Below are 22,557 nucleotides of genomic sequence, written 5' to 3' on the forward strand. Positions count from 1 at the left end.
GGGCCGGGTCCACCTGCTGGGGCGGGCGAGGGTCGTTACCGCGCCTCGGTCAGCACCCCCGCGAAGAACGCCGCCAGCTCGGCGTGCGCGTCCAGCGGGAGGACGTGCGCCACGTACTGGTCCGGGCGCACGACCACGGCGCAGCCCGCGCGGTCGATGCCACGCAGGTCGAAGACGTCGACGGCGGGGTCGGGGCAGAAGGCCTTCTCGTAGTCGACGAGACCGAAGCGGCCCTTGCGCGGGAGCAGGGCCGGCGGCAGGTCGGCGACGGTGAGATCGCGGTGCCCCTGCTGGAACACCGCCCGGACGTCGATCACCTCGTCGGGCTCGGCGCCGGCGGGGGTGTGGCGCAGGACCGGGGATGCCGGCGAGGCGAGGAACGCGCACAGCGCGCGGAGCCGGGACCCGTCGCGGTCGGCGAAGAGGTGGAGCCGCCAGGCGCCGTCGGCCCGTGCGACGTGCCCGAGGTGCATCGGCTTGGCGTCGGCCAGCCGGATCACCGGCGCTGAGTGGAACCGCGTGCCCACCGGCAGACCCTCGGCGAGGTGCTGGTGCGCGTTGCCGGACGTAATCGTCGACGGCGCGTACCGGACCGCGACGCCCGCGGTGAAGCGGCCCTGGTCGCGGAAGTAGCGCTGGAACTTCTCCGGGTCCGCCCCCTGCCCCCCGGGGTGGGCGCTGAACATGGCGGCGAACTCGCGGTCGAAGTCGATCAGCTCCCGGGCGACCTCATGGCGCTCCTCGGAGTAGGTATGCAGCAGCTCCGGGCGCGCCCGGCCCTGCAGGACGGCGGCGAGCTTCCACCCGAGGTTCCAGGTGTCGGCCATCGACACGTTCATCCCCTGGCCGGCCTTCGCGCTGTGGGTGTGGCAGGCGTCGCCGGCGATGAACACCCGCGGGAGACGGTCCTCGGCGCCCGCGGGCACGTCGTCGAACCTGTCGCAGAGCCGCTGCCCGACCTCGTACACCGACCACCACCCGACGTCGCGCACCTCGAGCGTGTACGGGTGGAGGATCCGGTTGGCGACGGCCGCGAGCGTCTCGGGCGTGACGTCGCAGGTCCCGTCGACACCGTCCAGCTCGATGTAGAGCCGCACCATGTACCCGCCCTCGCGGGGGATGATCAGGATGCTGCCCGCGGCGGACGTGATCGCGCTCTTGAGCCGGATGTCGGGGAAGTCGGTGACGGCGAGGACGTCCATCACGCCCCAGGCCTGGTTCGTCAGGTCGCCGACCAGCTCCCGGCCGATCGCGGTGCGGGTGGCGCTGCGGGCGCCGTCGCACCCGACGACGTAGCGGGCCCGGATCGTCGACGTCTCGCCGGTCGTCTCGCCGCCCTCGACGTGCGCGAGCGTCACCGTCACCGGCTCGTCCCCGGTCCCGACCGTGATCCCGTCCACCTGCAGCCCGTACAGGGGCTCGAGCCGCGCCGCCGACCGCGCCATGTGCTCGCGCAGGTAGGTGAGCATCCGCGCCTGGTTGACGATCACGTGCGGCATCTCGGACAGGTCGTCCTCGACGTCCTGGATCCGGCCGGTGCGCGTGATGGCGGAGGGGTCGTCGGGGTCCGGGCGCCAGAACGCGACCTCGTTGACCTGGTAGCCCTCGGCGATGACGCGGTCGGCGAGACCGAACGCGCCGAACATCTCGACGGTGCGGCACGCGACCCCGTCGGCCTGCCCGATCTCGAGCGGGCCGTCCCGGCGGTCGACGACCACCGTGCGGAGGTCGGGGAAGCTCGCCATCTGTGCCGCCAGCACGAGGCCGGCCGGCCCGCACCCCACGACCAGGACGTCCGTGGTCTCCGGGAGCCCGTCCGGCCGGTCGCGCACCGAGGGATGCGGCTCCTCGAGGAACGGATCGCCCGTCCGGTAGCCGTCGACGTAGAACTGGACCACGCGCCGACCCTAGGAGCGTTCTGCCCGGCGAGTCCTACTCTTCTGGAGTGCAGAACAGGCCGACGTACGGGATCCAGTCCGTGGACTACGCCCTGCGTCTCGCGGCGATGCTGCAGCAGGAGGGCCCGCTGCGCGTCAGCGAGGCCGCGGAGCGCCTGGGCGTGGCCCGCTCCACGGCGCACCGGCTGCTCGCGATGCTCGTCTACCGCGACTTCGCCGAGCAGGACGAGGACCGCCGCTACGTCGCCGGGCCCGTCCTGCGCCGACCGACCACGCCCGAGCCGGCCGCCGAGCTGCGCCGCGTCGCGCTGCCGCACCTGCAGGACCTCACGGCGCGGACCGACGAGACCACGAACCTCGTGGTGGTGGTCGGTGACCAGGCGCGGTTCGTGGCGTCCGTCGAGTGCGACCGGGTGCTGCGCGTGGGCGACCGCGGCGGTCGGGTCCTGCCCGCGCACCTGGCCTCGGGCGGGCGGGCCGTGCTGGCCACCCGGGACGAGGACGAGCTCCGCGCGCTCTACCGCGGAGCGGAATCGCCGGTCGCCGACGTCGACGGCCTCGTCCGCGAGCTGCGCCGCATCCGGCGCCAGGGCTTCGCCGTCAACGACCAGCGCACCGAGACCGGGGTGACCGCCGTGGGCGCCGCCGTGCCGACCGACGGGCTCGCCGGCGGCATCTCGATCTCCATGCCCACCGCGCGCTACCGCCGCGACCGCCTCACCGAGTGGGCGGGGCTCCTCGCCGCCACCGCACGGGGGATCGCGCGCGACCTCGGCGCCGGCTGACGATCCGCCGGCCACGCCGCGGTTCTTTCCAGCAGAATCTCCCCCGAGCGTTCTGCTGAGCAGACTATACGTCTACTCAGCGAAACGTGACCGACGTCGCTCACGGAGGACACCGCATGCACGAGACCGCGTCCCTGGTCGCCACCGCGTCCCGGGTGCTCGCCGCGAACGGACACGGCGACCTGGTCTGGGGCCATGCCTCGGTCCGCGACCCGGACGGTCGGGGCGTGTGGATCAAGACCGCCGAGTGGGGTCTGGAGGAGATCACCCCGCAGCGGGTGCACCTCGTCGCCGCGGACGGCGGCGTCGTCGAGGGCGGACCGGGCTCGCGGCACAGCGAGTACCCGATCCACACCGAGATCCTGGCGGCCCGGCCGGACGTCGGCGCGGTCGTCCACACGCACCCGCCCCATGCGGTGGCACTCGCCGCCACCGGCCAGCCGCTCCTGCCGGTGAGCCACGGGGCGACGATGTTCACCCCGCCCGACGTCCCGCGCTTCACCGACACCGCGGACCTGATCCTCACCGAGGAGCTCGGCAAGCGGGTCGCCGCCGACCTCGGCGACCGCAACGCGCTCTTCCTGGTCAACCACGGCATCGTCACCGTCGGGCCCGACCTGCCGACCGCGGTGGTGACGGCCGTGATCCTCGAGCGCGCCTGCGCCCAGCAGATCCTCACCCGCTCCGCGGGCGGCTGGCCCTCCTGGTCGCCGCCCGGGGAGGCCCTCGCCAAGAGGGAGCACATCTACTCGCCGACGGCGATCGCCGCGGTCTGGGAGCACCTCGTCCGCGCCCTGGAGCAGACGCCGTGAGACGCCCCGAGATGCTCATCGGCGGCACGCTCCGCCCCGCCTCCGACGGCGGCGTGCTCGAGACCCCGAACCCGTCGACGGGCCAGGTCCTCGCCGCGATCCCGGAGGCCACGGCCGCGGACGTCGACGACGCCGTCGCCGCGGCGGGCGCGGCCTTCCCGGGGTGGCGGCGGGCCGCCCCCGCCGTGCGCTCGCAGGCGCTCACGACCCTCGCGGACGTCATCGAGCGCCACGCCGACGAGCTGGCCCGGCTCGACGCCGACGACAACGGCAGCCTGCTGCGCGAGATGCGCCGCGACGTCGACATGGCGGTCTTCTACCTGCGCTACTACGCAGGCCTCGTCCTGCAGCTGCACGGCGACACCGTCCCGAGCGAGCCGGGGACGCTGACGTACTCGCTGCGCCGGCCCTACGGCGTGGTCGGACGGCTGATCCCGTTCAACCACCCGCTGATGTTCGCGGCGTCGAAGATCGCGGCCCCGCTCGCGGCCGGCAACGCCGTGGTGATCAAGCCGAGCGAGCACACGAGCCTCTCGGCCCTGCGCCTCGGCGAGCTCGCCGCCGACGTCCTCCCGCCCGGCGTGCTCAACATCGTCACCGGGACGGGCGCGGGCTCCGGCGACGCGCTCGTCGCGCACCCCGACGTGCGCCGCCTCGCGTTCACAGGGTCCGCCGCGACGGGGCGGGCCATCCAGCGCCGGGCCGCCGAGGTCGGCGTCAAGACCGTCACCCTCGAGCTCGGCGGCAAGAACCCGCTGGTCGTCTTCCCCGACGCCGACCTCGACACGGCCGTGGCGGCCTCGGTGCGAGGCATGAACTTCACCTGGCAGGGCCAGTCGTGCGGGTCGCTCTCGCGTGTCGTGGTGCACCGCGACATCCACGCCGCGTTCGTCGAGCGCCTCGTCGAGACGGTCTCCGCCCTGCGTCCCGGCCTGCCCGACGACCCGGGCGCCGACACCGGCGCGATCGTCAACACCGGGCAGCTCGAGAAGGTCCTCGGCTACGTCCGGCTTGGCCAAGACGAGGGCGCGCGGCTCTGCACCGGCGGCGACCGCGTCACCGACGGCGCCCTCGCCGACGGGCTGTTCGTGCGGCCTGCGGTGTTCGACCGCGTCGACCCGCGCTCGCGCCTCGCCCAGGAGGAGATCTTCGGGCCGGTGCTCGCCGTGATGCCCTTCGCCGACGCGGACGAGGCGCTGGAGATCGCGAACGGGACCTCGCTGGGCCTGACGGCGAGCGTATTCACCCGCGACCTCGGCACCGCGCACCGCTTCGCCGAGGATCTCGAGGCGGGCTACGTCTGGGTCAACGAGGTCGGCCGCCACGTCCCCGGCACGCCGTTCGGCGGGGTCAAGGACAGCGGCATCGGCCGCGAGGAGGACCTCGACGAGCTCTTCTCGTACACACAGCTCAAGAACGTGCACATCAACTACGGCCGCTGAGGACCGACGACGACGGATTGAAAGCCGTCAGTTCCTCCGAGGACCGCCATTCCGCCGCCCGGAAGTGCGTGGCGTCGTCCATCGGCGGCACGCCCCGACGAGTACCGGGGAGTCGGATGCCGCCGCAGGTATCCGATACGTGCCCGGTCCCCGGACCGGGCGATGTGACGCCTTTGCACCGCCGGGCCGGACACGGCGAACGGGTGACGGAGCGGTTATCGCCGACGCCGATCGGGGACCACGGGATTCCACGACCGATCGGCGAGAACGGAGAACCGCATGCCACCCGCATCGTCCGGAGGCGGTGGATTCAACATTCTGCAGAGCCTGCAGAATGCCTTCACCACCCTCCTGAACTACGTACCGAACATCATCGGTGCGCTGCTCGTCCTGCTCATCGGCTACATCATCGCGCGGCTCCTCCGGGCCGGGATCACGAAGCTGCTGCGGCGCGTCCGCCTCGACGAGCGGCTGACCCACGGTCGCGGCGGCGAGTACGTCGGTCGCTTCTCCCCCGACGGCAGCCCGTCCAAGCTCGTCGGCCTTGTCGTGCAGTGGGTGCTGCTCGTCTTCGTCATCGTCTCCGCGGTCGGGACGCTGAACATCCCCGCCGTCACCGGGTTCGTGAACCTGGTGCTCTCGTACCTGCCGAACGTCCTCGCCGCCGTGCTGATCTTCCTGGTGGCCGCGGCGATCGCCGCCGCCGTCGGTGGCCTCGTGCACCGCACCATGGGCGACACCCCCACCGGCCGGGTGGCGCGCAGCGCCGCCCCGACGCTGGTCATGGCCATCGCCGTCTTCATGATCCTCAACCAGCTGGGCATCGCGCAGACGATCGTCACCGCCACCTACATCGCCCTGATCGGCGCGGTCGCGCTGGGCTCGGCGCTCGCCTTCGGTCTCGGTGGGCGTGACGCCGCCGCCGACCTCATCAACTCCGGCTACCGCAAGGCCCAGCTGCAGTCCGACCAGGTCCAGCGCGACATGCAGGTCGGTCGCGAGCGGGCCGAGGCGGACGCCCGGGCCCACGCCCCGAGCGGGATGCGCGCCAACGGGCGCGACGGTGCTCACGACGGAGGGGCTCCTCCGGCCGCACCGACGCCGCCGCAGGGGACGGCCGTCCCCGGTGGCGACCCGTACGCCCAGCCCGGTCAGGCGGGCCCGGCGACCCGTCCCGGCGACCCCTACGGCGCCGGCGCCACCGAGCCCGTGTCGCCCGGCACCCCGCCGGGGGGCACTCCTCGGCGCTGACGCCCGACGACCCGCACGACCGCCCCGGCGCGCACCCGCGCCGGGGCGGTCGTGTCTCTACCGGCGTCGCGACGACTCCGGGAGGGGTGCTGCGGATCCTTCGGTTCTCGAAGCGTCGACCGCGGGTCGATCGCCCTCCGCGGCCAACGCCACGTCGAGAACGGCCGCCGCTACGGCCGGGACAGGCGCGAGGCGACGATCGCGGCCTGGGTGCGCGAGCGCAGGTCGAGCTTCGCGAGCACGCGCGAGACGTGGGTCTTCACCGTCGCCTCCGACAGGCGCAGGCGCCGCCCGATCTCGTGGTTGGACAGGCCCTCACCGAGGACCGCGAAGACCTCCCGCTCGCGATCGGTCAGGTCGCCGATGCCGGGCGGCGCCTCGGCGGCCGGCTCCGCGGTGACGGCGGCGGCGATCACCCGCGGCGTGATACCGGGCTCGAGCACCCCCTCCCCCGCTGCGACGCGACGGACGCCGTCGACCAGGCGCGCGGCGTCGGCCGACTTGAGCAGGAAGCCCGCCGCACCGGCGCGCAGTGCGGCGAAGACGTACTCGTCGTGGTCGAAGGTCGTCAGGACGAGGACCGCACAGACACCGTCGGACGTGAGCTCCCGGGTCGCGGCGATCCCGTCGGTCGACGGCATGCGCACGTCCATGAGCACGACGTCCGGCCGGAGGTCCCGCGCGCGGCGGATCGCGGCGTCGCCGTCCCCCGCCTCGCCGACGACCTCGATGTCGGCGGCGGCCGAGAGGATCATGACGAGTCCTGTCCGCACGGCCTCGTGGTCGTCGGCGATCAGCACCCGGATGGTCACGACGACGCCCCGAGCGGCAGTCGCGCGCACACGCGCCACCGGTCGCCGTCCGGCCCCGCACTCGCCGATCCCCCGACGGCCTCGGCCCGCACGCGCATCCCCTCCACCCCGGTGCCGGAGCCGGGTCGCGGCACCGTGGGGGCAGGCACCGTGTTGCTCACGTCGAGCACCAGGTCGGCGTCGTCACGCGCGAGCGCGAGCGTCACGGTCGCCCCGGGCGCGTGTCGGCCGACGTTGGTCAGCGCCTCCTGCGCGATCCGGTAGACCGTGAGCCCCACGGGCGCCGGGACGGCCTCGTCGTCGAGCGCCGCGAGATCGGCGTCCACCACGAGGCCTCCGACCCGCGCCGACTCCACCAGCTCCGGCAGGTCCGCGAGCCGGGCCGGCACCCGGCGCGCCTCGTCGGTGCCGTCGCCCTCCTCGTCGCGCCGCAGCACGTCGATGAGGGCGCGCATCTCGTCCAGAGCGCGCACGCTGTTCTCGCGGACCGAGGTCAGCACCCTGTCGCGCAGGGCGCTGCCGCCGGGCGTCGTCGCGTCGGCGCCCAACGCGGCCTGGGACTGCAGGGCGATCGCCGAGAGGTGCCCGGCCACGGAGTCGTGCAGATCGCGCGCCACCCGTGCCCGCTCGTCGGCGACGGCGCCGCGACGGTCGAGCTCGGCGATCCGCGCCGCCTGCGCCGCCTCCCGTCGGGTCGCGGCGGCCTCCTCGGTGGGGCGACGGACCTCCCGCGCCCAGGCCACCGGCAGCAGGAGCACCGCGCTGGCCGACAGGGCCGTGGTGGCCGTGGTCCGCGCGTCCCCCGTCACCAGCAGCACGAGGACGACGAGCCCGCCGAACGCCGTGAACGAGGCGGTGCGGACGCGCTCGCTGGCCGCCGTCGAGCCGTGCAGCGCCACGCAGTAGAGGAGGTCCGCCAGCACCAGGGCCGCCGCGAGCGACAGGCCGAGCGCCGCGTCGAGCACGACGAGCGGGACGGCGGCGAGCAGGGCCGGCACGGGCCGCCGGGTGCGGAGCACCGTGAGGGCCGCGAGCACCAGGGGGACCGCGAGCCTCAGCACCGGCGGGACCGGCAGGCCGGGAGGGAGGACGAACAGCGGCCAGACGAGCACCCCGAGCACGGCGACCACGGCGTAGAGCACCGCGATCCCGCCGTCCCACCACCACGGTCGGGGCATCGCGGCGCGGACCGTCGTCAGCACCTGCACGCGGCCATCCCACCACGGTCGGAGCCGCGTCCGGATCCGTCGCCCGACCCCCGTGGTGTGCGACGAAGGGATGACACGGGACGCGGCGCCGGACCGACGCGGCGCGGCCCGTTCGCGCCGGAGGCTCGACACCATGAGCCCCGAGGTGTTCACGTCCCCCGCGTTCGTCGCCCTGCTCGTGGGCGAGGTCCTGTTCTGGGTCCTGATCGCGGCCGGCCTCGCCGCGCGCTACCTCCTGCGGCGGCCGCGGCTGGGCGCCGTGCTGCTCGCCGGCACGATCCTCGTGGACCTCGGCATCCTCGCGACCGCGGTCCTGGACATCCGTTCCGGCGGGGCCGCGACCTCCGCCCACGGGCTCGCCGCGATCTACGTCGGTGTCTCCGTGGCCTTCGGCCCCGTGCTGATCCGGTGGGCCGACGTGCGGGCCGCGTACCGCTGGGCCGGCGGACCGGCGCCGGTCGCGCTGCCGAAGCAGGGCCCGGAGCGCGCGCGGCACGAGTGGGACCGGTTCGCCCGGTGGGTGGTCGCAGCAGCGATCTGCGCAGCGGTGCTGGGCGTCGTGCACCTGCTCGCCGGCCCGGACGCCGATCTCGCCGCGCTCACCCCGTGGTTCGGGCGGCTCGGGCTCGTCACCGTGATCTGGTTCGTCACCGGCCCGGCGCGGTTCCTGACGACGCCGACGACGGCGTCACGGTGATCTCAGGCCGGCGGCGCGAGCTCGTGACGCTCGCCGAGCCACGCCGCGATCCGCTCCGCGGCCAGCGCGTTGCCCGTGGGTTCCCCGGGCGCGATCGCGCCGCCGAAGTGCGTCCCGCGCACGCTCTCGTGCGTCAGGTCGGTGCTGCCGAGCGCGGCGACCATCCGGCGCGAGTCGGACGGGAAGGCGGCCTGGTCGCCGGTGAGCTCGACGAACAGGCTGGGTGCCGTGACCCCGGGCGCGCACCGCGCGAAGTCGGCGTTCGAGCTCAGCCCCGACCACGTCGAGAGCCACGCCTCCGGCGTCGTCAACCGGCCGAACCCGACCTGCCCGTAGTTGATGAGGTCGGGCCGGGCGCCGAAGAGCGAGCCGTAGGGGCGGTCGCTCGGGTCGAGCGAGAGGTCGACCGTGCGGGGGTCGGCGTCGGTGCGGAACACCGTCATGATCTCCGGCGCCAGCGCCCGACGACGATCCGCGACGGCACCCGTGCGTCTGTGCAGGGCCCGCGCCTCGGTGGTGCGGGCGAGGTGCGCGCGGGCGCGTGCGTCGAGGCGGGCGACACGGGCGACCTGCGCCGCCCGGTAGCGCTCGAGGAACTCCGCGGAGTACGACGCGCTGGTGGGCGGCTCGGCGAAGCCGTTGCGGGGGTCGAACGCGTCGAGCTCGGGCACCGCGGCGAGGGGGTCGGCCTCGTCGGCGACCGAGGGGTCGATGCAGCCGAGCAGCAGCCGCCCCTGCCCCGGGTGCGGAGCGAGGAACACGACGCCGTCGACCGTCGGCATCGTCGCGTCGGCGAGCGCCGTCGGCCGCCCGCCCGGCGTCGTCGCGATCCGGTCCTCGCCCGCCAGCCCGGCCTGCTCGAGGTAGAAGGCGAAGAGCGTGCCGCCGCCGGAGTGCCCGAGCGGGACGATCGAGGAGTAGCCCTGCTCGCGCAGGAACACCACGCCGGCCGCGACGTCGAGCAGCGCCTGCTCGTGCACCAGCGTCAGGTCGTTGTTCACCGACCTCGTGTGCTGGGTCCACACCGCCGCCCCGGCCGCGAGGAGCTGCGGGACGAGCGCATGGTGGGTGACGTCCTGGCGCGGATGCATCAGGGCGACGACCGTCCGCGCGCCCGGCACCGTGGCGAGCACGCCCCGCACGGTCGCACCGTCGGCGGTCGTCAGCTCGTGGACGCTCGTGACCGTCGCGGCCGGTCGATCGTCCACCGCGACGTAGCGCCCCGCACCGAGGCGGGTCGGGGCGCTCATGCCGGGTCGACCTGCAGGGCGTCCTTGTCGTGCTGCACGATGCGCCCGCCCGCGACGCCGGCCACGCAGCTGTACCAGACCGCGTGCCGGCAGCCGGTGGCGCGACGGTCCACGACGATCGACCCATCGGCGGTGATCTCGAAGTACGGGCCGATCCTGCCGACGGCCGCGCCCGCCTCCGCCGCGACCTTGGCCACCGACGTGTTCTCGGGGACGTCGAGGACGTAGAGCGCGGTCATCGGTCGGCCTGCGCGAGTTCCCGCTGTGCCTGCTCCCACGCGCCGGCCCGCTCGACGATCAGCTCGGCCTTGCGCGCCAGGAGCTTGCCGAACGACGGCTCGGGCTCGGCGACCACGTCGAGCAGCGCGTCGATCGTCAGGTTCGCGTCGAGGTCCTCCTGCGGCGTCACGGGACGCATCGCGCGGGTGAACTCGACCATGTAGCCGTTGGGGTCGTGCGTGTAGATCGACTCGATCGTCTCGTGCTGGATCTGCATCTCGACCGGCCAGGAGGAGTCGTCGAGCCGGCGCCGGTACTCCAGGAGGTCGTCCTGGTCGTCGACGTGGATCGCGAGGTGCCGCGACCGGACGAAGAACTCGGGCACCTCGGGCCCGAAGCCGGCGTAGACGTCGCCGCGCTCCTGGTCGTGGATCGGCTCGAGACCGAAGTAGTAGAAGAACGCGATCCGGTCGTCGTTGCCGATGTCGAAGAAGAAGTGGATGAAGTCCGGGTGGTTCTCCGGGCCCCAGCCCGCGGCACAGATCGAGTGCACGACCGGGAAGCCGAGGACGTCGCGGTAGAAGCGCACCGTCCCGGCGGGATCGAACGTCGGGAACGCCGTGTGGTCCACGCCGCGGACCTTGTGCTCGAGTGTCATCGTCGAACCTCCTGTCGCTCAGCGTAGGAGTTCTCGACGTAAGCGTCAATCTTTCGACGTCCGCGTCGTGATGACGCTCTCGAGATAGTCCAGGTCCTGGCGCAACAGCCGCAGCGCGGCCGCGGGATCGTCGGGACGCGGGGCGTCGGGCGTGCGGTCGGGGGCCTGCGCGACCAGCGCGAACGCCATCTCCGCCATCTGCTCCGCGACCTCCTCGGGCGACTGCGGACCCGCGGGGTTGAACCACCACGCGACCCAGTTGCACATGCCGATCAGGGCCAGCGCGGTCGTCCGCACCGGACGCGGACGGAACTCGCCGCTGCGGACGCCCTGGTCGACGATGCGGCCGAACCCGTCGAGCACGCGGCGCTTCGCGGCCTCGTGGGCGACGGCGAGGTCGTCGGGGAGCTCCGACTCCGAACGGATCACCAGCTGGAACCGCGCCGCGTGCCGGGCCTGCTGCCCGGCGATGAGCCGGACGAGCTCGCGCAGCTTGGTCGGCGCGTCGGCGTCGCGGTCGGCGATCTCCTCCGTGGCCGCCGCCGGGGCCTCGGTGATCTCGGTGACGAGCCGCGCGAGCAGCTCGTCCTTGTTCTTGACGTAGTAGTAGAGCGACGGCCGCGTCATGCCCATGGCGTCGGCGATGTCCTGCAGGCTCGTGCCCGCGAAGCCGCGCTCGGCGAAGAGCCGGGTGGCCTGCTCGTAGATCTGGGCCTCGACCAGCTCGCGACGAGGCCTCCGGACAGGGGCCTCGTCCGACTGTCCCGGCGCGCTCATGAGCGGTGACGATACGTCGGGCGCCTGCGGCGGGTGAGCAGCGCGAGGGGCCGGCGGCCCTCGACGGGCTCACCTGCCGGAGGCACTCCAGACGACGTCGACGCGCTGGGGGCCGCAGAACATCGGCGACGCGACGTCGCGGTACTGCGCGCCCGGCGCCAGGGCGAGCGTGGGCAGCCGCTCGACGAGGGCCTGCAGCGCCGTCGCGATCTCGATGCGCGAGAGCTCCGCGCCCAGGCAGAGATGGATGCCGTGGCCGAACGACACGTGCCGGCGCGCCGTCGGCCGTTCCATCACGAAGGTCTCCGCGTCGTCGCCGAACACGGCCGCGTCCATGTTCGCGGATTCCAGTCCGATGATCACCCGGTCCTGCGCCGCGAGCGCCTCGTCGCGCACCTCGGTCGGCTCCGTGACGGTCCGCAGGACCCAGCGGATCGCTGACCCGTGGCGCAGGCCCTCCTCCCGGACGTTGTCGAGCAGCGAGGAATCGGCGACGAGGCGCTCCCAGCGCCCGCGGTCGGCGAGGAGCTGCCACATGGTCGAGCCGATCGTGTACGCCGTGCTCTCGAGCCCGGCGACGAAGAGCTGCCAGGCGTGGAAGGCCACCTCCCGCTCGCCCAGCTCACGCCCGTCGATCCGGCCGAGGGCGAGACGCGTGACGAGGTCGTCCGGCGGGTCCGTGGCCGCCCGGCGCTGTCGCGCGGCGTCGGTGAAGTAGGCCTCGAGACGCTGCCACGCGTCGGTACCGACGAAGCTGACGGGCAGGATCGCGGTGATGTCCAGCGAGAGCTGCGCGAGCTCCGCCGCATCCTCCGCGGGCACCCCGACGAGGCGCGCGATGACCTTGGCGGTGAGCGGCAACGCGATGTCGCCCACCAGGTCGGCGGGGCCGCCGTCGGGCAGGGCGTCGATGAGCTCGTCGGTGTAGGCGCGGACCCAGGGGGCGGCGTCGGTGATGACCTTGCGGGCGAACCCGGGCCGCAGCAGCGATCGCAGGGCAGCGTGCTCGGGCGGGTCGCTCTGGGTGATCAGCGACGGCGGCGGGTCGTCCGGGTCGTCGCCCTCGAGGACGAAGTTGCCTTGGTTGCTGAAGGTCCCGTGGTCGAGGAGCGTCTCGCGCACCAGGTCGTGCTGCCCGACGAAGCCCAGGCCGGGGGCCACACGGTGTACCGGGCAGCCGGACTCCCGGATGCTCCCGAGTCCCTCCCGGACCTCGGCGAGCGGGCCGGCGGCCAACGGGTTGAACGCCTGCGGCCCGGAGAGAGCGGGCCCGGAGAGAGTGGGCTCGGCGACGGTGGGCTGGTCCTCGACGGTCATCGGGCACGCTCCAGGGTGGTGGTGATGGACGGGCGGGCGCCGGCACGGCCCGCGAGCAGTGCCCCGGCATCCGGGATCTCCGGCGCCAGTCCCAGCGCGCGGAGCAGGCAGAACGCGCCCGCCGTGGCGGCCGAGAGCACCGGCAGCCCGAGCTCGGCCTCGGCGACGGCCACCAGTGGCAGCGAGGGCATCTGGACGCAGCAGGAGATCACCAGGGCGTCGACGCCGGACAGGTCGAGCCCGCGGGCGGCGCCGAGCACCCGGTCGCCCGGGATGCAGCCGACCTCGGCGTTGTCGCCGACCTCGAGCGCCACCCAGTCGACGACCTCGACGCCCTCCGCCCCCAGATACGCGACGACCTGCTCGGCCAGCGGCCGCATGTAGGGCATGACGAGCGCGACCCGGTGGTACGACGCGGCGGCGAGGGCCTCGACCAGGGCGCCGGCGCTCGAGACGAGCCCGGCCGGCAGACCGCGTTCCGTGAGCTGGGCGGCGACCTCCGCCTCGACCCGCCGGTGCTCCCCCGCGCCCTGCGCCATCACGGCGACGAGGCACGCGTAGAGCAGCGCGTCGACCCCGGCGTCGGCGAGCTCGTCGACGCAGCGCCCGCGCTGGGCGTTCATCGCGACGAGCTCCTCGGGCGACACGGTGTGCATGCGCATCCGGCTGCCGTGGAAGGAGAAGGTGGCGCTCGCGTGGCGGGCCAGCAGGGCCGGGATCTCGGTCTCGACCGTCACGTTGGAGCTCGGGACGATCATCCCGATGCGGTGGTGGCTCACGGGTTCTCCAGACGCGCGGCGATGTCGGCGGCCATGGCCTTCTTGTCGAGCTTCCCGACCTTCGTCCGCGGCAGGGCCTCGAGGAGCTCCACGCGCTCCGGCCACTTGAACTTCGCGACGTCGAGGGCGCGGAGGTGGTGCTGCAGGTCGGCGAGGGTGACGGGGGTGCCGTCGGTGGCGAGGTAGGCGCAGCCCCGTTCCCCCAGCCGCGGGTCGGGCATCGCGACGAGGGCCGCCTCGACGACGTGCGGGTGGGCGAGCAGCAGGAGCTCGACCTCCTCCGCGTTGATCTTCTCGCCGCCCCGGTTGATGAGGTCCTTGATGCGGCCCTCGATCGAGAACGCGCGGAGCCCGTCGATCGTCGTGGCCTTCGCGAGGTCGCCCGTGCGGTAGAAGCCGTCGGCGGTGAAGGCCTCGGGTCTGTCCGTCCCGTAGTACCCGCGCAATGTGTACGGGCCCCGACAGGACAGCTCGCCCACCTCGCCGTCGGGGACCTCGTCCTCGCCCCCGGGCTCGAGCACCCGGACCTCGTCGAGCGGGGAGATCGGTGCCCCGACCGTGGTGCGGCGCAGCTCCGGCGACGCGTCGAGCGGCGTCACCAGGAACATGCCCTCGGCCATCCCGAAGAGCTGGCCGACCGCGACGCCGTCCTGCCCGGTCGCCGCGAAGAGCTCCTCGGAGACCTTCGCGCCGGAGAGGACGACCGTGCGCAGCGACCCGGCGAGCGCGGGGTAGAGCGAGTGCTCGGGAGCGCGGTAGTGGACGTGCCCGAACAGCACCACCGTGGTGCGCTCGGCGACGAGCACCGGCATGGCCGTCTCGAGGTCGTGGTCGGTGAGCACGAGGCACGCGCCGACGCTGTGCGGGGCGTGGACGCCGCACACGATGCCGGCGTTGTGGATGATCGGGATGAGGTGACCGACGCGGTCGTCGGCACCCCAGCCCAGGAACGCGGCGTAGGCCCGGGCGTTGTACCAGTACTCGGCGTGCAGGCGCGGGATCAGCTTCGGCACCCCGGTGGTGCCGCCGGAGAGCTGGAAGACCGCCACGTCGTCGGGATCGATCCCCCGCTGGATCGTCTCGACGCGTCGACGGGCCTCCGCGGGGTCGACGCCGGCGACGGGCAGGTCGCCGAGGACGAGGATGTGCCGCATCGTCGGGTGCCCGCGCGCCTGCTCGTGGGCGAACGCGACGAGGTCGGTGCCCCGCGTGCCGGCCTCCACGAGGTGCGCCCGCGCGCCCACCGCCCGGCCGATGTGGGTGATCTCGTGGCCGCGGTGTGCGGCGAGGGTCGCGACGGGCACGAGCCCGGCCTTGAGCAGCGCGTACCAGGCCACGACGGCCTCGAGGCGGTTCGTGATCTGGACGAGCACGGGGTCGCCCGGGTGCAGACCGAGGTCGGCGAGTCCGACGGCGATGCGGTCGGTGCGGGCGTCGAGCTCGGCGTAGGTCAGCCGTCCCTCGGCCGTCACCACGGCGTCGTTCGCGGGGTGCGTCCGAGCGACCGCGTGGAACTCGTCGGCGACCGTCCGGGTCCCCCAGAGCCCGGCGTCCCGGTAGGTGGCCGCGACGTCGGTCGGGAAGTACTGCTGAGTGGTCGTCATCGGGCCCGTCCCCCGTCACTGCGCCTGCCCCTAAGCGCCACCAGGTGCGCTCGGTCCGCGACGAGGCCGTCGGCCAGGTCGGCGCGCAGCTCGTCCGGTCCCGCGACGACGACGAGCGCGTCCGTCCGGCGGCGGAGACGCTCGGCGACCTCGAGCCGCGTGAGCAGGCTCGAGCGGTCGTCGCCGCCCGTGAGCCAGACGCAGCCGGTCAGCGTCTCGCCGCGACGCACCGCGTCCTCGACGACCGCCTCCGAGCCGGCGGGCCGGGCGTCGGTCCCGACGTCGAGGACGGTGGCATCGAGCGCATCCGGGTCGTCGGCGACCACCCGGGAGTCGAACCCCCGGGGCCCGACGGCGTTGTTCCCCGCGACGGGTTCCTGTCCCGGTGTCGAGGGCCGCCACGGCCGTGCGAGCACCCACTCCGCCAGGGAGTCGCCGCCGGGCTCCTCCCCCGACCACTGCTCCAGCGCCGCGTGCACCACCTCGGGCGACCCCGTCGCGAACCGGTCGAGCGGCACATTGCCGGATCGGCTCATGTACGCGACCAGGAGTTGCTCGACCGGTAGCTCGAGACGCTCCGGGAACGTGTCCCACCACCGCCGGGAGCGTTCCGCGATGTCCTGGATGCGGCCGACCGCGGGACGGCGCGCCCCGGTGTACGCGGTCAGCGCCGCGTCGAGGTCGTCCCCGGTGTCCAGGGCCGAGACCAGCGCGATCGCGTCCTCCATCGCGAGCTTCGTCCCCGAGCCGACGGAGTAGTGCGCCGTGTGCGCCGCGTCCCCGAGAAGCACCGTGCGCCCGTCGTGCCAGCGCGCGCAGCGCACCGTGCGGAACTGCAGCCAGCGCGTGCGGTTCCCGATCAGCCGGTGCCCGCCCAGGTGCGGCGCGAACACGTCGGAGAGGTACTCGAGCGCGGCGACGTCGGAGGCGTCGAACGGGGTCGCCGCCGTGGTCGCCTCGAACCCCGCCATCCGCCACGTCGCCTCGTCGGTCTCGACGAGGAACGTGCTGCGGTCCGGCGCGTACGGGTAGGCGTGCGTCACGAACACGCCGTGCTCCGTGCGCTCCGGCGCGAACAGCGCATGGTCCAGGGCGACGTCCGTCCCCGCCCACAGGTACCAGCCCGTCCCAGGCTCGACCTCGGCGCCGAACGCCTCCGGAGACGCCGAGCGCGTCGCGCTCCCCACCCCGTCCGCGGCGATCACCAGGTCGGCATCGAGCTCGTCGGCGGTCCGCCGCACCCCGAACTCGAGCTTCACCCCGGCGTCCTCGGCGTGACGCTGGAGCACGCTCAGGAGATCCGCGCGCCCGACGGCGACCAGGCTCGACACGCTCATCCCGGCCTCCCGGGCGCCGACGCGCATCCGCATGTCGTGGGCGTACGAGCCCGCGAGGATGTCGCGCAGGGTCGCGGGATCCGCCTCCTCGAGGCGACGTTGGGTCCGGGCGGCCAGCCCGACCCCGAAGCCGAAGGTCTCGTCGGGCGCACCCTGCTCGTGCACGACGACCTCGGTCCCGGGACGGGCGAGCTTCAGCAGCCGTGCGGCGTAGAGCCCTCCGGGGCCCCCGCCGAGCACGGCGACGCGATGCAGCATCTCCGGGTGCTCCTACCGGCCCGCGTCGGCGAGGACGCGGCTCGCGCGGGTGATGTCGTCGACGTGGTCGACCGGGACGACCGCGGTGGAGATCGCGGTGGAGCAGCCCGGGCAGCAGTACTGGCGGAACTGCACGGCCTGGTCGACGTAGAAGTCGGCGTCGGGCGCGATCTGCGGTCCGGCGTCGGTGGCCGGGCCCTCGTAGCGCACGAGGTCCAGCGCGCCCTCCGTGCCCGTCCCGAGCAGCGTCGCGCAGTGCCGGCACGCCACCTGCTGGTCCGCACCCGCCCCGACCGCGACGAGGTTGTCGTCGAGGCGACGCCCGCCGGAGACGTCGATCGTGGCGCGCTCACCGCCACCGGACACCCCACGCGACCGGCGCGCGTCCCGCATCTCCCCCCGCAGCCGCTCGGTGGCCGCGAGGTCGGGGGCACCGCTGCCGTCGAGGACGACGCCGTAGGCCGCCGGCGCGTTCTCCGCGCCCACCTTGAGCTCGCGCACGTCGCGGGCGACGTCCTCGGGGTCACGGGTCAGGGGGTCGCCGTACCCGCCGCCGCCCTGCCAGAACATCGTGAACACCTCGCCGGGCGCCACGTAGGTCTCGCCGTAGCAGGGACACGTCTCCTGCTCGCCGCCGATCTCGTCGAGGTCCGCGGGCAACCGCCCGTCGGCGAGCACGGCGGACAGGTCGCTGCCGCGCGCGATCCGCTCGACGCCGGTGTTGCCGGGGTAACCGCCGGCCAGGCCGTTGTTCTGGCTGACGGCCTTGCCCGCCGACGCCAGCACGAGGCCGATCGGGAAGCTCGTCCCGTGCGGGGTGATCGCCATCGACGCGGACACCCCGCCGCGCCGCCGGCCCGGGCCGCCGGAGTCGGGCTCCTCGCGGCGCCACAGGGCGAGCACCGGGTAGAGGAACTCCGTCATCTCGACGTCCGGCACCCGGCCCATCGGGATGCAGAACAGCCCTCCGGTGTCCATGCCGTCGGCCTCGGGCTGCGCGCCGTAGCCGCCCGCCATCGGGTCCATCATGATCGACAGGAAGGGGTTCGGGACCGGCCCGCGCTCGTCGAGGCCCGCGATGACGGCCGTGTCCCAGGTGCCGCAGCACGTCGCCTGGACGTGCATGCCCGGCTCCGGCGACCGGTCGAGCATCTGCGAGAGGCACTCGGCGACGAGGTTGCCGGTGAGCCACGCGGGCCCGATCGGGCCGCGGCTCACCGCCGCCGGGAAGCTCGCGTTGTTGATCGTGCCTTCCTCGGCGACGAGGTCGAAGCAGCGCATCAGGCCGCCCGCCGACCACGGGATGTCGCCCGCGAGCAGCGGCAGCAGGGCGAGCATGACCCCGCCGCGCATGCCGGCGTAGGTGCAGTTGATGACGCCGGTCTGCGGGTCGGTGCCGGTGAAGTCGAACGTCAGGTGGTCGTCGTCCTTGGACATCGCCACCGTGATCTTGTGCAGGTTCCGGTCCCCGGTGTGGGACTGGTCCTGGTAGCCGGTGGCGCGCCACGTGCCGTTCGGCAGGCCGCGCAGCTTGCCGCGCAGGCGCGACTCGGCGTCGGTCATCATCCGCTTCATGACGGCCTTGACCGTGTCCGCGCCGTACTGCGCGATGACCGCGAGCAGGCGGTCACGCCCGACGGTGTTGGCGCCGACCTTCGCGCGCAGGTCGAGCCCGATCATCAGCGGCACCCGGGAGCGGCGCACCCACATGTCGGCGACGTCGTCCTGCAGGAGGCCGTCGCGCACGACCTTCGTCGGCGGGGTGGGCAGCGACTCGGAGAACACGTCCTGCGCGGCCGGGGAGAACGAGCCGAGCCCGACGCCACCCAGGTCGGGCTGGTGCGCGATCGCCGAGGTCCAGCCGAAGAGCTTCCCGTCCCAGAACACGGGCTGGTAGACCATCGCGTCGTTCTGGTGCAGCCCGCCGCCGACCCACGGGTCGTTGCACAGGAACATGTCGCCCTCGGCGATGCCGGGGTTGGTCGCGCGGTGCTGCAGGGTCCAGTAGATGGCCAGGTCGACGGCGCCGACGAGCATCGTGTTGTAGAGCCCGACCTGCACCTCCTGGCCGAGCTCGTCCGAGACCGCGAAGTCGAAGTCGTTGGCGTCGGTGACGATCGGCGAGCCGGACATGCGCTTGAGCGCCTCGCCCATCTCGTCGGTCACCGACCAGAGGCGGTGGCGCACGACCTCGTAGGTCAGCGGGTCGAGCGCGTCGATCTGGTCCTGGGTCACCGTGTGCACCGGGAGGCTCGCGGGCAACGACCCGGCGAGCGTGGCGGGATCGACGGGGCGGCTCGAGAACCTCTCGGAGCCGGGGACGGCCATGGCCATGGGTCAGGCTCCTTCGGGAGACGCAGCATCGGAGGACGCAGCGGGGCGGAGGGTGAGGTTGCCGAGCTCGTCGACGGTGCCGGTGCGCCCGGCGGGGACGACGACGGTGGTCGTCGGCACCTCGACGATCGCGGGGCCGGTGAGGACGTGGCCCGCGCGCAGGGCGGCGTAGTCGTAGACGGGCGTGTCCTCGAAGCCGCGGGTGATGTCGAGGTGCACGGGGCGCCGGCCCGTCTCGGCGGCGCCCGGGTCGGGGCCGTCGGCGGTGGGCAGCGCGGGCAGCTCCGGCGAGAACGGCAGCACGCCGCGACCGCGCACCCGGTAGGTGATGGCCTGGACGCCGGCCTCGCGGAAGCCGGAGCCGGGGCCGAACAGCTCGGCGTAGCGGGTCTCGAAATGGGTGGCCGCCCCGTCGAGCGCGGCCTGGTCGAGAGGTCCGCCGGTGACCGGGACGGTGACCTCGGCGAGCTGCATCGCGTAGCGCATGTCGATCTCGCGGTGGATCTCGACCGACTCGAACGTGAGCCCCTGGCGGTCGAGGCCCTGACGCACCTGGTCCTCGAGCTGCGCGAAGTTCTTCTCCGCGCGCACCGCGTCGACCGGCAGCTGGGCGGGATCGGACAGCTCGCTCGCGAGCTCGATGTCGGACGCCGCGAGCCCGTACGCGGAGAACGCGGAGGCGACGGCGCCGAGCGGGACGACGACCTCCTCGACCCCCAGGTGGGCGGCGTACGCGGCGCAGAACGCGGGGCCGGAGCCGCCGAAGGCGTAGAGCACGAAGGTGCGCGGGTCGTAGCCGGCCTCGACCACGGTCTTGCGCAGGAGATCGCCGGTCTGCGCGTTCTGCGCGGCGTGGATCGCAGCCGCGGCGTCCTCCACCGACAGCCCCAGCGGCTCGGCGACCCGGACGCGGATGGCCTCGCGCGCCCTCTCGAGGGAGAGCGCCTTGCGCCCGCCCAGCAGGCCCCGCGCCGGGAGGATCCCCAGCACGAGGTTGGCGTCGGTGTTGGTCGGCTCGGTGCCGCCCTGGTCGTACGAGGCGGGGCCGGGCACGGCGCCCGCGCTCTCCGGCCCGATGCGCAGGTTGCCGCCCGCGTCGACCCACGCGATCGCGCCGCCGCCGGACCCGATGGCGTGCACGCGCAGCGTCGGGACGTTGATCGGGTGGTGGTTGATGACGGTGGTCGTCTCGCGCTCGGGACGGCCGTCGACGACGAGGCCGACGAGGAACGTCGTGCCGCCGACGTCGGTGGAGATGATGTTGCGGTGGCCGAGCTTGCGGCCCAGCGCCATCGAGCCGACCACGCCGCCGGTGAGCACCGAGCCGACCGTGCTGATGGCCTGCGCCGGCGCCTCCGCCGCCGCCACGGCGCCGCCGTTGCTCTGCATCACCAGCAGCGGACCGGCGAGACCGCGCTCGCGCAACGCGGACTCCAGCGAGGTCAGGTAGTCGCGCAATCCTGGACCCACCTGCGTGCTCATAATGGTGGTGGAATTGCGCGCGAACTCGCGGATGCGCGGGCTGACCTCGCTGGAGAGCGCGACGTACACGTCCGGGTCGATCTCGTGCACGAGCTCGCGAATGCGGCGCTCGTGCACCGGGTTGCGGAACGACCACAGCAATGACACCGCGATCGCCCGCACGCCGTCGGCCAGCAGCGTGCGGATCCGCTCGCGCGCACCGTCCTCGTCGAGCGCGACGACGACCTCGCCGTCGCGGTCGAGCCGCTCGACGACCTCGAGGGCGTGGCGCTTGGGGAGCAGGTGGTGCTGCTTGTCCTGCTCGAGCACGTGCTGGAGCTCGTGCGGCGAGCGTCCGAGGTAGCGGCCCTCGACGTTCATGATGAAGATCGAGTCGCGGTGACCCTGGGTGGTCAGGAACCCGACGTCGGGCACCTGGCGGGTCACCAGCGCGTTCAACGACGACGTCGTCCCGTGGGCGATGTGGTGCGTCTCGGCGAGCATCTCCTCGACGGGACGGCCCAGCTGCTCGGCGAGCAGCTCGAGCACATCGAGCACCCCGCGCGAGTAGTCCGGCGGCGTCGACGGGGCCTTGGCCGCGACCACCGACCCCGACTCGTCGTCGAGCACCGCATCGGTGAACGTGCCGCCCACGTCGACGCCGATCACGTAGGCCATGGCCACTCTCCTCGTTGAGCCGGAGCGTGACCCGAGCCACGCGTTTGACGGTGCCGTTGACTATCTGACACTGGCGAAGGCTCGTCAAGGGGGGCTCTCGTGGACGAGACGGTCTCCCGCCGCCGTCCGGGCGTCAGCCCTCCCCGACGTCCAGGAACGTCGTCACGACGTCCAGCACGAGCGCCGTCCGGGCCATGCCGTTGAAGTGCGTGGTGCCCGGGAAGACCGCGAGCTGCGAGGCCGGGACGCCGACGAAGTCGCCGTTGACGTCGCCGCCGCGCAGGCGCAGGAAGCGCACCGCGTGCTCGAGGTGGACCGCGTCGCAGTCGCCCACCGTCATCAACGTGGGCGCCGCGATGCCCTCGATCTGCGCGTCGCTCCAGCCCGGTCCGCCGTCGAAGGCGCCGAGCTTGTCGAGCAGCCCCTGCAGGCCCTCGGGGTGCGGCGACTTCGCGCGGTAGGAGTCCGCCATCGGCGTCCCCTCGATCATCTCGACCTTCATCTCACCGACGGCGGCGTTCTCGGGGCGCATGCCGTCGGGCGTGAAGGACACTGAGGAGACGACGGCGCGACGCACCAGCTCCGGGTGGTTCACCAGGAGCTCCAGCGCCACCGCCCCGCCGACGCTGAAGCCGAACACGTCGACCTGCCCGACGTCGAGGTGCGCCAGCAGCGCGACGACGTCACCCGCGAGGGCGGCGCTCGAGAGCGGCCGGTCGAGGTCGTTCGTGCGGCCGTGGCCCTGGAAGTCGGTCGCGATGACCCGACGGTCCGCCGACAGGCCGGGCAGCACCGCACCGAACTGCAGGTCGATGTCGAACAGGCCGCCGTGCAGGAGCAGCAGGGGCGTGCCGTCGGCGTCCGCGGGACCGTGGAGCTCGTAGTACATCTGCAGGTCGCCGACGGGGGCGTAACCGGTGCTGGTCGGGGTGCTCATCGGGGCTCCTGGGGGTGGGCCGGAGAGGGTCTCGCCCGGGCGT

At 73.6% G+C, this 22,557-nt stretch carries 19 protein-coding genes; 5 read left to right on the top strand and 14 right to left on the bottom strand.

All coding sequences use genetic code 11. The annotated features are described in order from the left end of the window. Positions 1–35 precede the first annotated feature (35 nt). Entirely contained in the window at positions 36–1,898 is a 1,863-nt protein-coding gene (locus tag OG774_RS13775) for an FAD-dependent monooxygenase (protein WP_328310291.1), read from the bottom strand. Positions 1,899–1,945: 47 nt separating this feature from the next. Between OG774_RS13775 and OG774_RS13780 the strand changes: the two genes are divergently transcribed. From OG774_RS13780 to OG774_RS13795, 4 genes are all read left to right on the top strand, one after another. Beyond that, entirely contained in the window at positions 1,946–2,683 is a 738-nt protein-coding gene (locus tag OG774_RS13780; protein WP_328310294.1) for an IclR family transcriptional regulator, read from the top strand. Positions 2,684–2,799: 116 nt separating this feature from the next. Beyond that, the gene (locus OG774_RS13785) at positions 2,800–3,495 is read left to right on the top strand and encodes a class II aldolase/adducin family protein (protein ID WP_328310296.1); all 696 of its coding nucleotides are present in this window, start codon (positions 2,800–2,802) and stop codon (positions 3,493–3,495) included. Continuing rightward, positions 3,492–4,937 (top strand): aldehyde dehydrogenase family protein, encoded by a 1,446-nt coding sequence (locus tag OG774_RS13790; protein WP_328310298.1) that lies wholly within the window; start codon positions 3,492–3,494, stop codon positions 4,935–4,937. Before OG774_RS13785 ends, OG774_RS13790 begins: the two co-directional genes overlap by 4 nt. Positions 4,938–5,216: 279 nt before the next feature. Continuing rightward, positions 5,217–6,188, top strand: a complete 972-nt coding sequence (locus OG774_RS13795; protein WP_328310299.1) for a mechanosensitive ion channel family protein — start codon at positions 5,217–5,219, stop codon at positions 6,186–6,188. A 170-nt stretch (positions 6,189–6,358) separates the two neighbouring features. On the opposite strand, the gene OG774_RS13800 is transcribed toward OG774_RS13795, so the two are convergent. Together OG774_RS13800 and OG774_RS13805 are read right to left on the bottom strand one after the other, a co-directional pair. Beyond that, entirely contained in the window at positions 6,359–7,000 is a 642-nt protein-coding gene (locus OG774_RS13800) for a response regulator transcription factor (RefSeq protein WP_328310300.1), read from the bottom strand. Next, positions 6,997–8,208: a sensor histidine kinase gene (locus OG774_RS13805; protein ID WP_328310301.1), complete on the bottom strand. Its 1,212-nt coding sequence runs from the start codon at positions 8,206–8,208 to the stop codon at positions 6,997–6,999. Before OG774_RS13805 ends, OG774_RS13800 begins: the two co-directional genes overlap by 4 nt. Positions 8,209–8,341: 133 nt before the next feature. On the opposite strand from OG774_RS13805, the gene OG774_RS13810 reads away from it, so the two are divergent. Then, positions 8,342–8,905 (top strand): hypothetical protein, encoded by a 564-nt coding sequence (locus OG774_RS13810; protein ID WP_328310303.1) that lies wholly within the window; start codon positions 8,342–8,344, stop codon positions 8,903–8,905. Positions 8,906–8,907: 2 nt separating this feature from the next. Here the strand turns inward: OG774_RS13810 and OG774_RS13815 are convergent, their stop codons facing one another. The 11 genes from OG774_RS13815 to OG774_RS13865 all read right to left on the bottom strand — a co-directional run bounded on the left by OG774_RS13815 (position 8,908) and on the right by OG774_RS13865 (position 22,514). Further along, positions 8,908–10,155 (bottom strand): alpha/beta hydrolase, encoded by a 1,248-nt coding sequence (locus OG774_RS13815; protein ID WP_328310305.1) that lies wholly within the window; start codon positions 10,153–10,155, stop codon positions 8,908–8,910. Further along, positions 10,152–10,394 carry a hypothetical protein gene (locus OG774_RS13820; RefSeq protein WP_328310307.1) on the bottom strand — a complete coding sequence of 81 codons (243 nt, stop codon included), beginning with the start codon at positions 10,392–10,394 and terminating at the stop codon, positions 10,152–10,154. Before OG774_RS13820 ends, OG774_RS13815 begins: the two co-directional genes overlap by 4 nt. Further along, on the bottom strand, positions 10,391–11,032 hold the full coding sequence (locus OG774_RS13825; protein WP_328310309.1) for a VOC family protein: 642 nt from the start codon (positions 11,030–11,032) through the stop codon (positions 10,391–10,393). The genes OG774_RS13820 and OG774_RS13825 overlap by 4 nt, the downstream gene beginning before the upstream one ends. Positions 11,033–11,077: 45 nt before the next feature. Next, a complete protein-coding gene (locus tag OG774_RS13830) occupies positions 11,078–11,809 on the bottom strand; it encodes a TetR/AcrR family transcriptional regulator (RefSeq protein WP_328310311.1) in 732 nt (243 codons plus the stop codon). A gap of 69 nt (positions 11,810–11,878) precedes the next feature. Next, complete coding sequence (locus OG774_RS13835; RefSeq protein ID WP_328310313.1) at positions 11,879–13,126, bottom strand: cytochrome P450; 1,248 nt, start codon at positions 13,124–13,126, stop codon at positions 11,879–11,881. Next, positions 13,123–13,905: a maleate cis-trans isomerase family protein gene (locus OG774_RS13840; protein WP_328310315.1), complete on the bottom strand. Its 783-nt coding sequence runs from the start codon at positions 13,903–13,905 to the stop codon at positions 13,123–13,125. Before OG774_RS13840 ends, OG774_RS13835 begins: the two co-directional genes overlap by 4 nt. After that, complete coding sequence (locus OG774_RS13845; RefSeq protein ID WP_328310316.1) at positions 13,902–15,509, bottom strand: (2,3-dihydroxybenzoyl)adenylate synthase; 1,608 nt, start codon at positions 15,507–15,509, stop codon at positions 13,902–13,904. The genes OG774_RS13840 and OG774_RS13845 overlap by 4 nt, the downstream gene beginning before the upstream one ends. Continuing rightward, positions 15,506–17,104 carry an FAD-dependent monooxygenase gene (locus OG774_RS13850; protein ID WP_328310317.1) on the bottom strand — a complete coding sequence of 533 codons (1,599 nt, stop codon included), beginning with the start codon at positions 17,102–17,104 and terminating at the stop codon, positions 15,506–15,508. The genes OG774_RS13845 and OG774_RS13850 overlap by 4 nt, the downstream gene beginning before the upstream one ends. A 12-nt stretch (positions 17,105–17,116) precedes the next feature. Further along, the gene (locus tag OG774_RS13855; RefSeq protein ID WP_328310318.1) at positions 17,117–19,438 is read right to left on the bottom strand and encodes a hydantoinase B/oxoprolinase family protein; all 2,322 of its coding nucleotides are present in this window, start codon (positions 19,436–19,438) and stop codon (positions 17,117–17,119) included. Positions 19,439–19,441: 3 nt separating this feature from the next. After that, complete coding sequence (locus OG774_RS13860) at positions 19,442–21,577, bottom strand: hydantoinase/oxoprolinase family protein (protein WP_328310320.1); 2,136 nt, start codon at positions 21,575–21,577, stop codon at positions 19,442–19,444. Positions 21,578–21,710: 133 nt separating this feature from the next. Further along, entirely contained in the window at positions 21,711–22,514 is an 804-nt protein-coding gene (locus OG774_RS13865; RefSeq protein ID WP_328310322.1) for an alpha/beta fold hydrolase, read from the bottom strand. Between the last annotated feature and the right edge of the window lie 43 nt (positions 22,515–22,557).

Origin of the sequence: Actinomycetospora sp. NBC_00405, from assembly GCF_036044095.1 — a bacterium.
Classification (GTDB): domain Bacteria; phylum Actinomycetota; class Actinomycetes; order Mycobacteriales; family Pseudonocardiaceae; genus Actinomycetospora; species Actinomycetospora callitridis.

Excerpts from the sequence above, each read along its gene's own strand:
- OG774_RS13785 (WP_328310296.1), top strand. The coding sequence starts at position 2,800 with ATGCACGAGACCGCGTCCCTGGTCGCCACCGCGTCCCGGGTGCTCGCC.
- OG774_RS13795 (WP_328310299.1), top strand. The coding sequence starts at position 5,217 with ATGCCACCCGCATCGTCCGGAGGCGGTGGATTCAACATTCTGCAGAGC.
- OG774_RS13810 (WP_328310303.1), top strand. The coding sequence starts at position 8,342 with ATGAGCCCCGAGGTGTTCACGTCCCCCGCGTTCGTCGCCCTGCTCGTG.
- OG774_RS13815 (WP_328310305.1), bottom strand. The coding sequence starts at position 10,155 with ATGAGCGCCCCGACCCGCCTCGGTGCGGGGCGCTACGTCGCGGTGGAC.
- OG774_RS13820 (WP_328310307.1), bottom strand. The coding sequence starts at position 10,394 with ATGACCGCGCTCTACGTCCTCGACGTCCCCGAGAACACGTCGGTGGCC.
- OG774_RS13825 (WP_328310309.1), bottom strand. The coding sequence starts at position 11,032 with ATGACACTCGAGCACAAGGTCCGCGGCGTGGACCACACGGCGTTCCCG.
- OG774_RS13830 (WP_328310311.1), bottom strand. The coding sequence starts at position 11,809 with ATGAGCGCGCCGGGACAGTCGGACGAGGCCCCTGTCCGGAGGCCTCGT.
- OG774_RS13835 (WP_328310313.1), bottom strand. The coding sequence starts at position 13,126 with ATGACCGTCGAGGACCAGCCCACCGTCGCCGAGCCCACTCTCTCCGGG.
- OG774_RS13845 (WP_328310316.1), bottom strand. The coding sequence starts at position 15,509 with ATGACGACCACTCAGCAGTACTTCCCGACCGACGTCGCGGCCACCTAC.
- OG774_RS13850 (WP_328310317.1), bottom strand. The coding sequence starts at position 17,104 with ATGCTGCATCGCGTCGCCGTGCTCGGCGGGGGCCCCGGAGGGCTCTAC.
- OG774_RS13855 (WP_328310318.1), bottom strand. The coding sequence starts at position 19,438 with ATGGCCATGGCCGTCCCCGGCTCCGAGAGGTTCTCGAGCCGCCCCGTC.
- OG774_RS13860 (WP_328310320.1), bottom strand. The coding sequence starts at position 21,577 with ATGGCCTACGTGATCGGCGTCGACGTGGGCGGCACGTTCACCGATGCG.
- OG774_RS13865 (WP_328310322.1), bottom strand. The coding sequence starts at position 22,514 with ATGAGCACCCCGACCAGCACCGGTTACGCCCCCGTCGGCGACCTGCAG.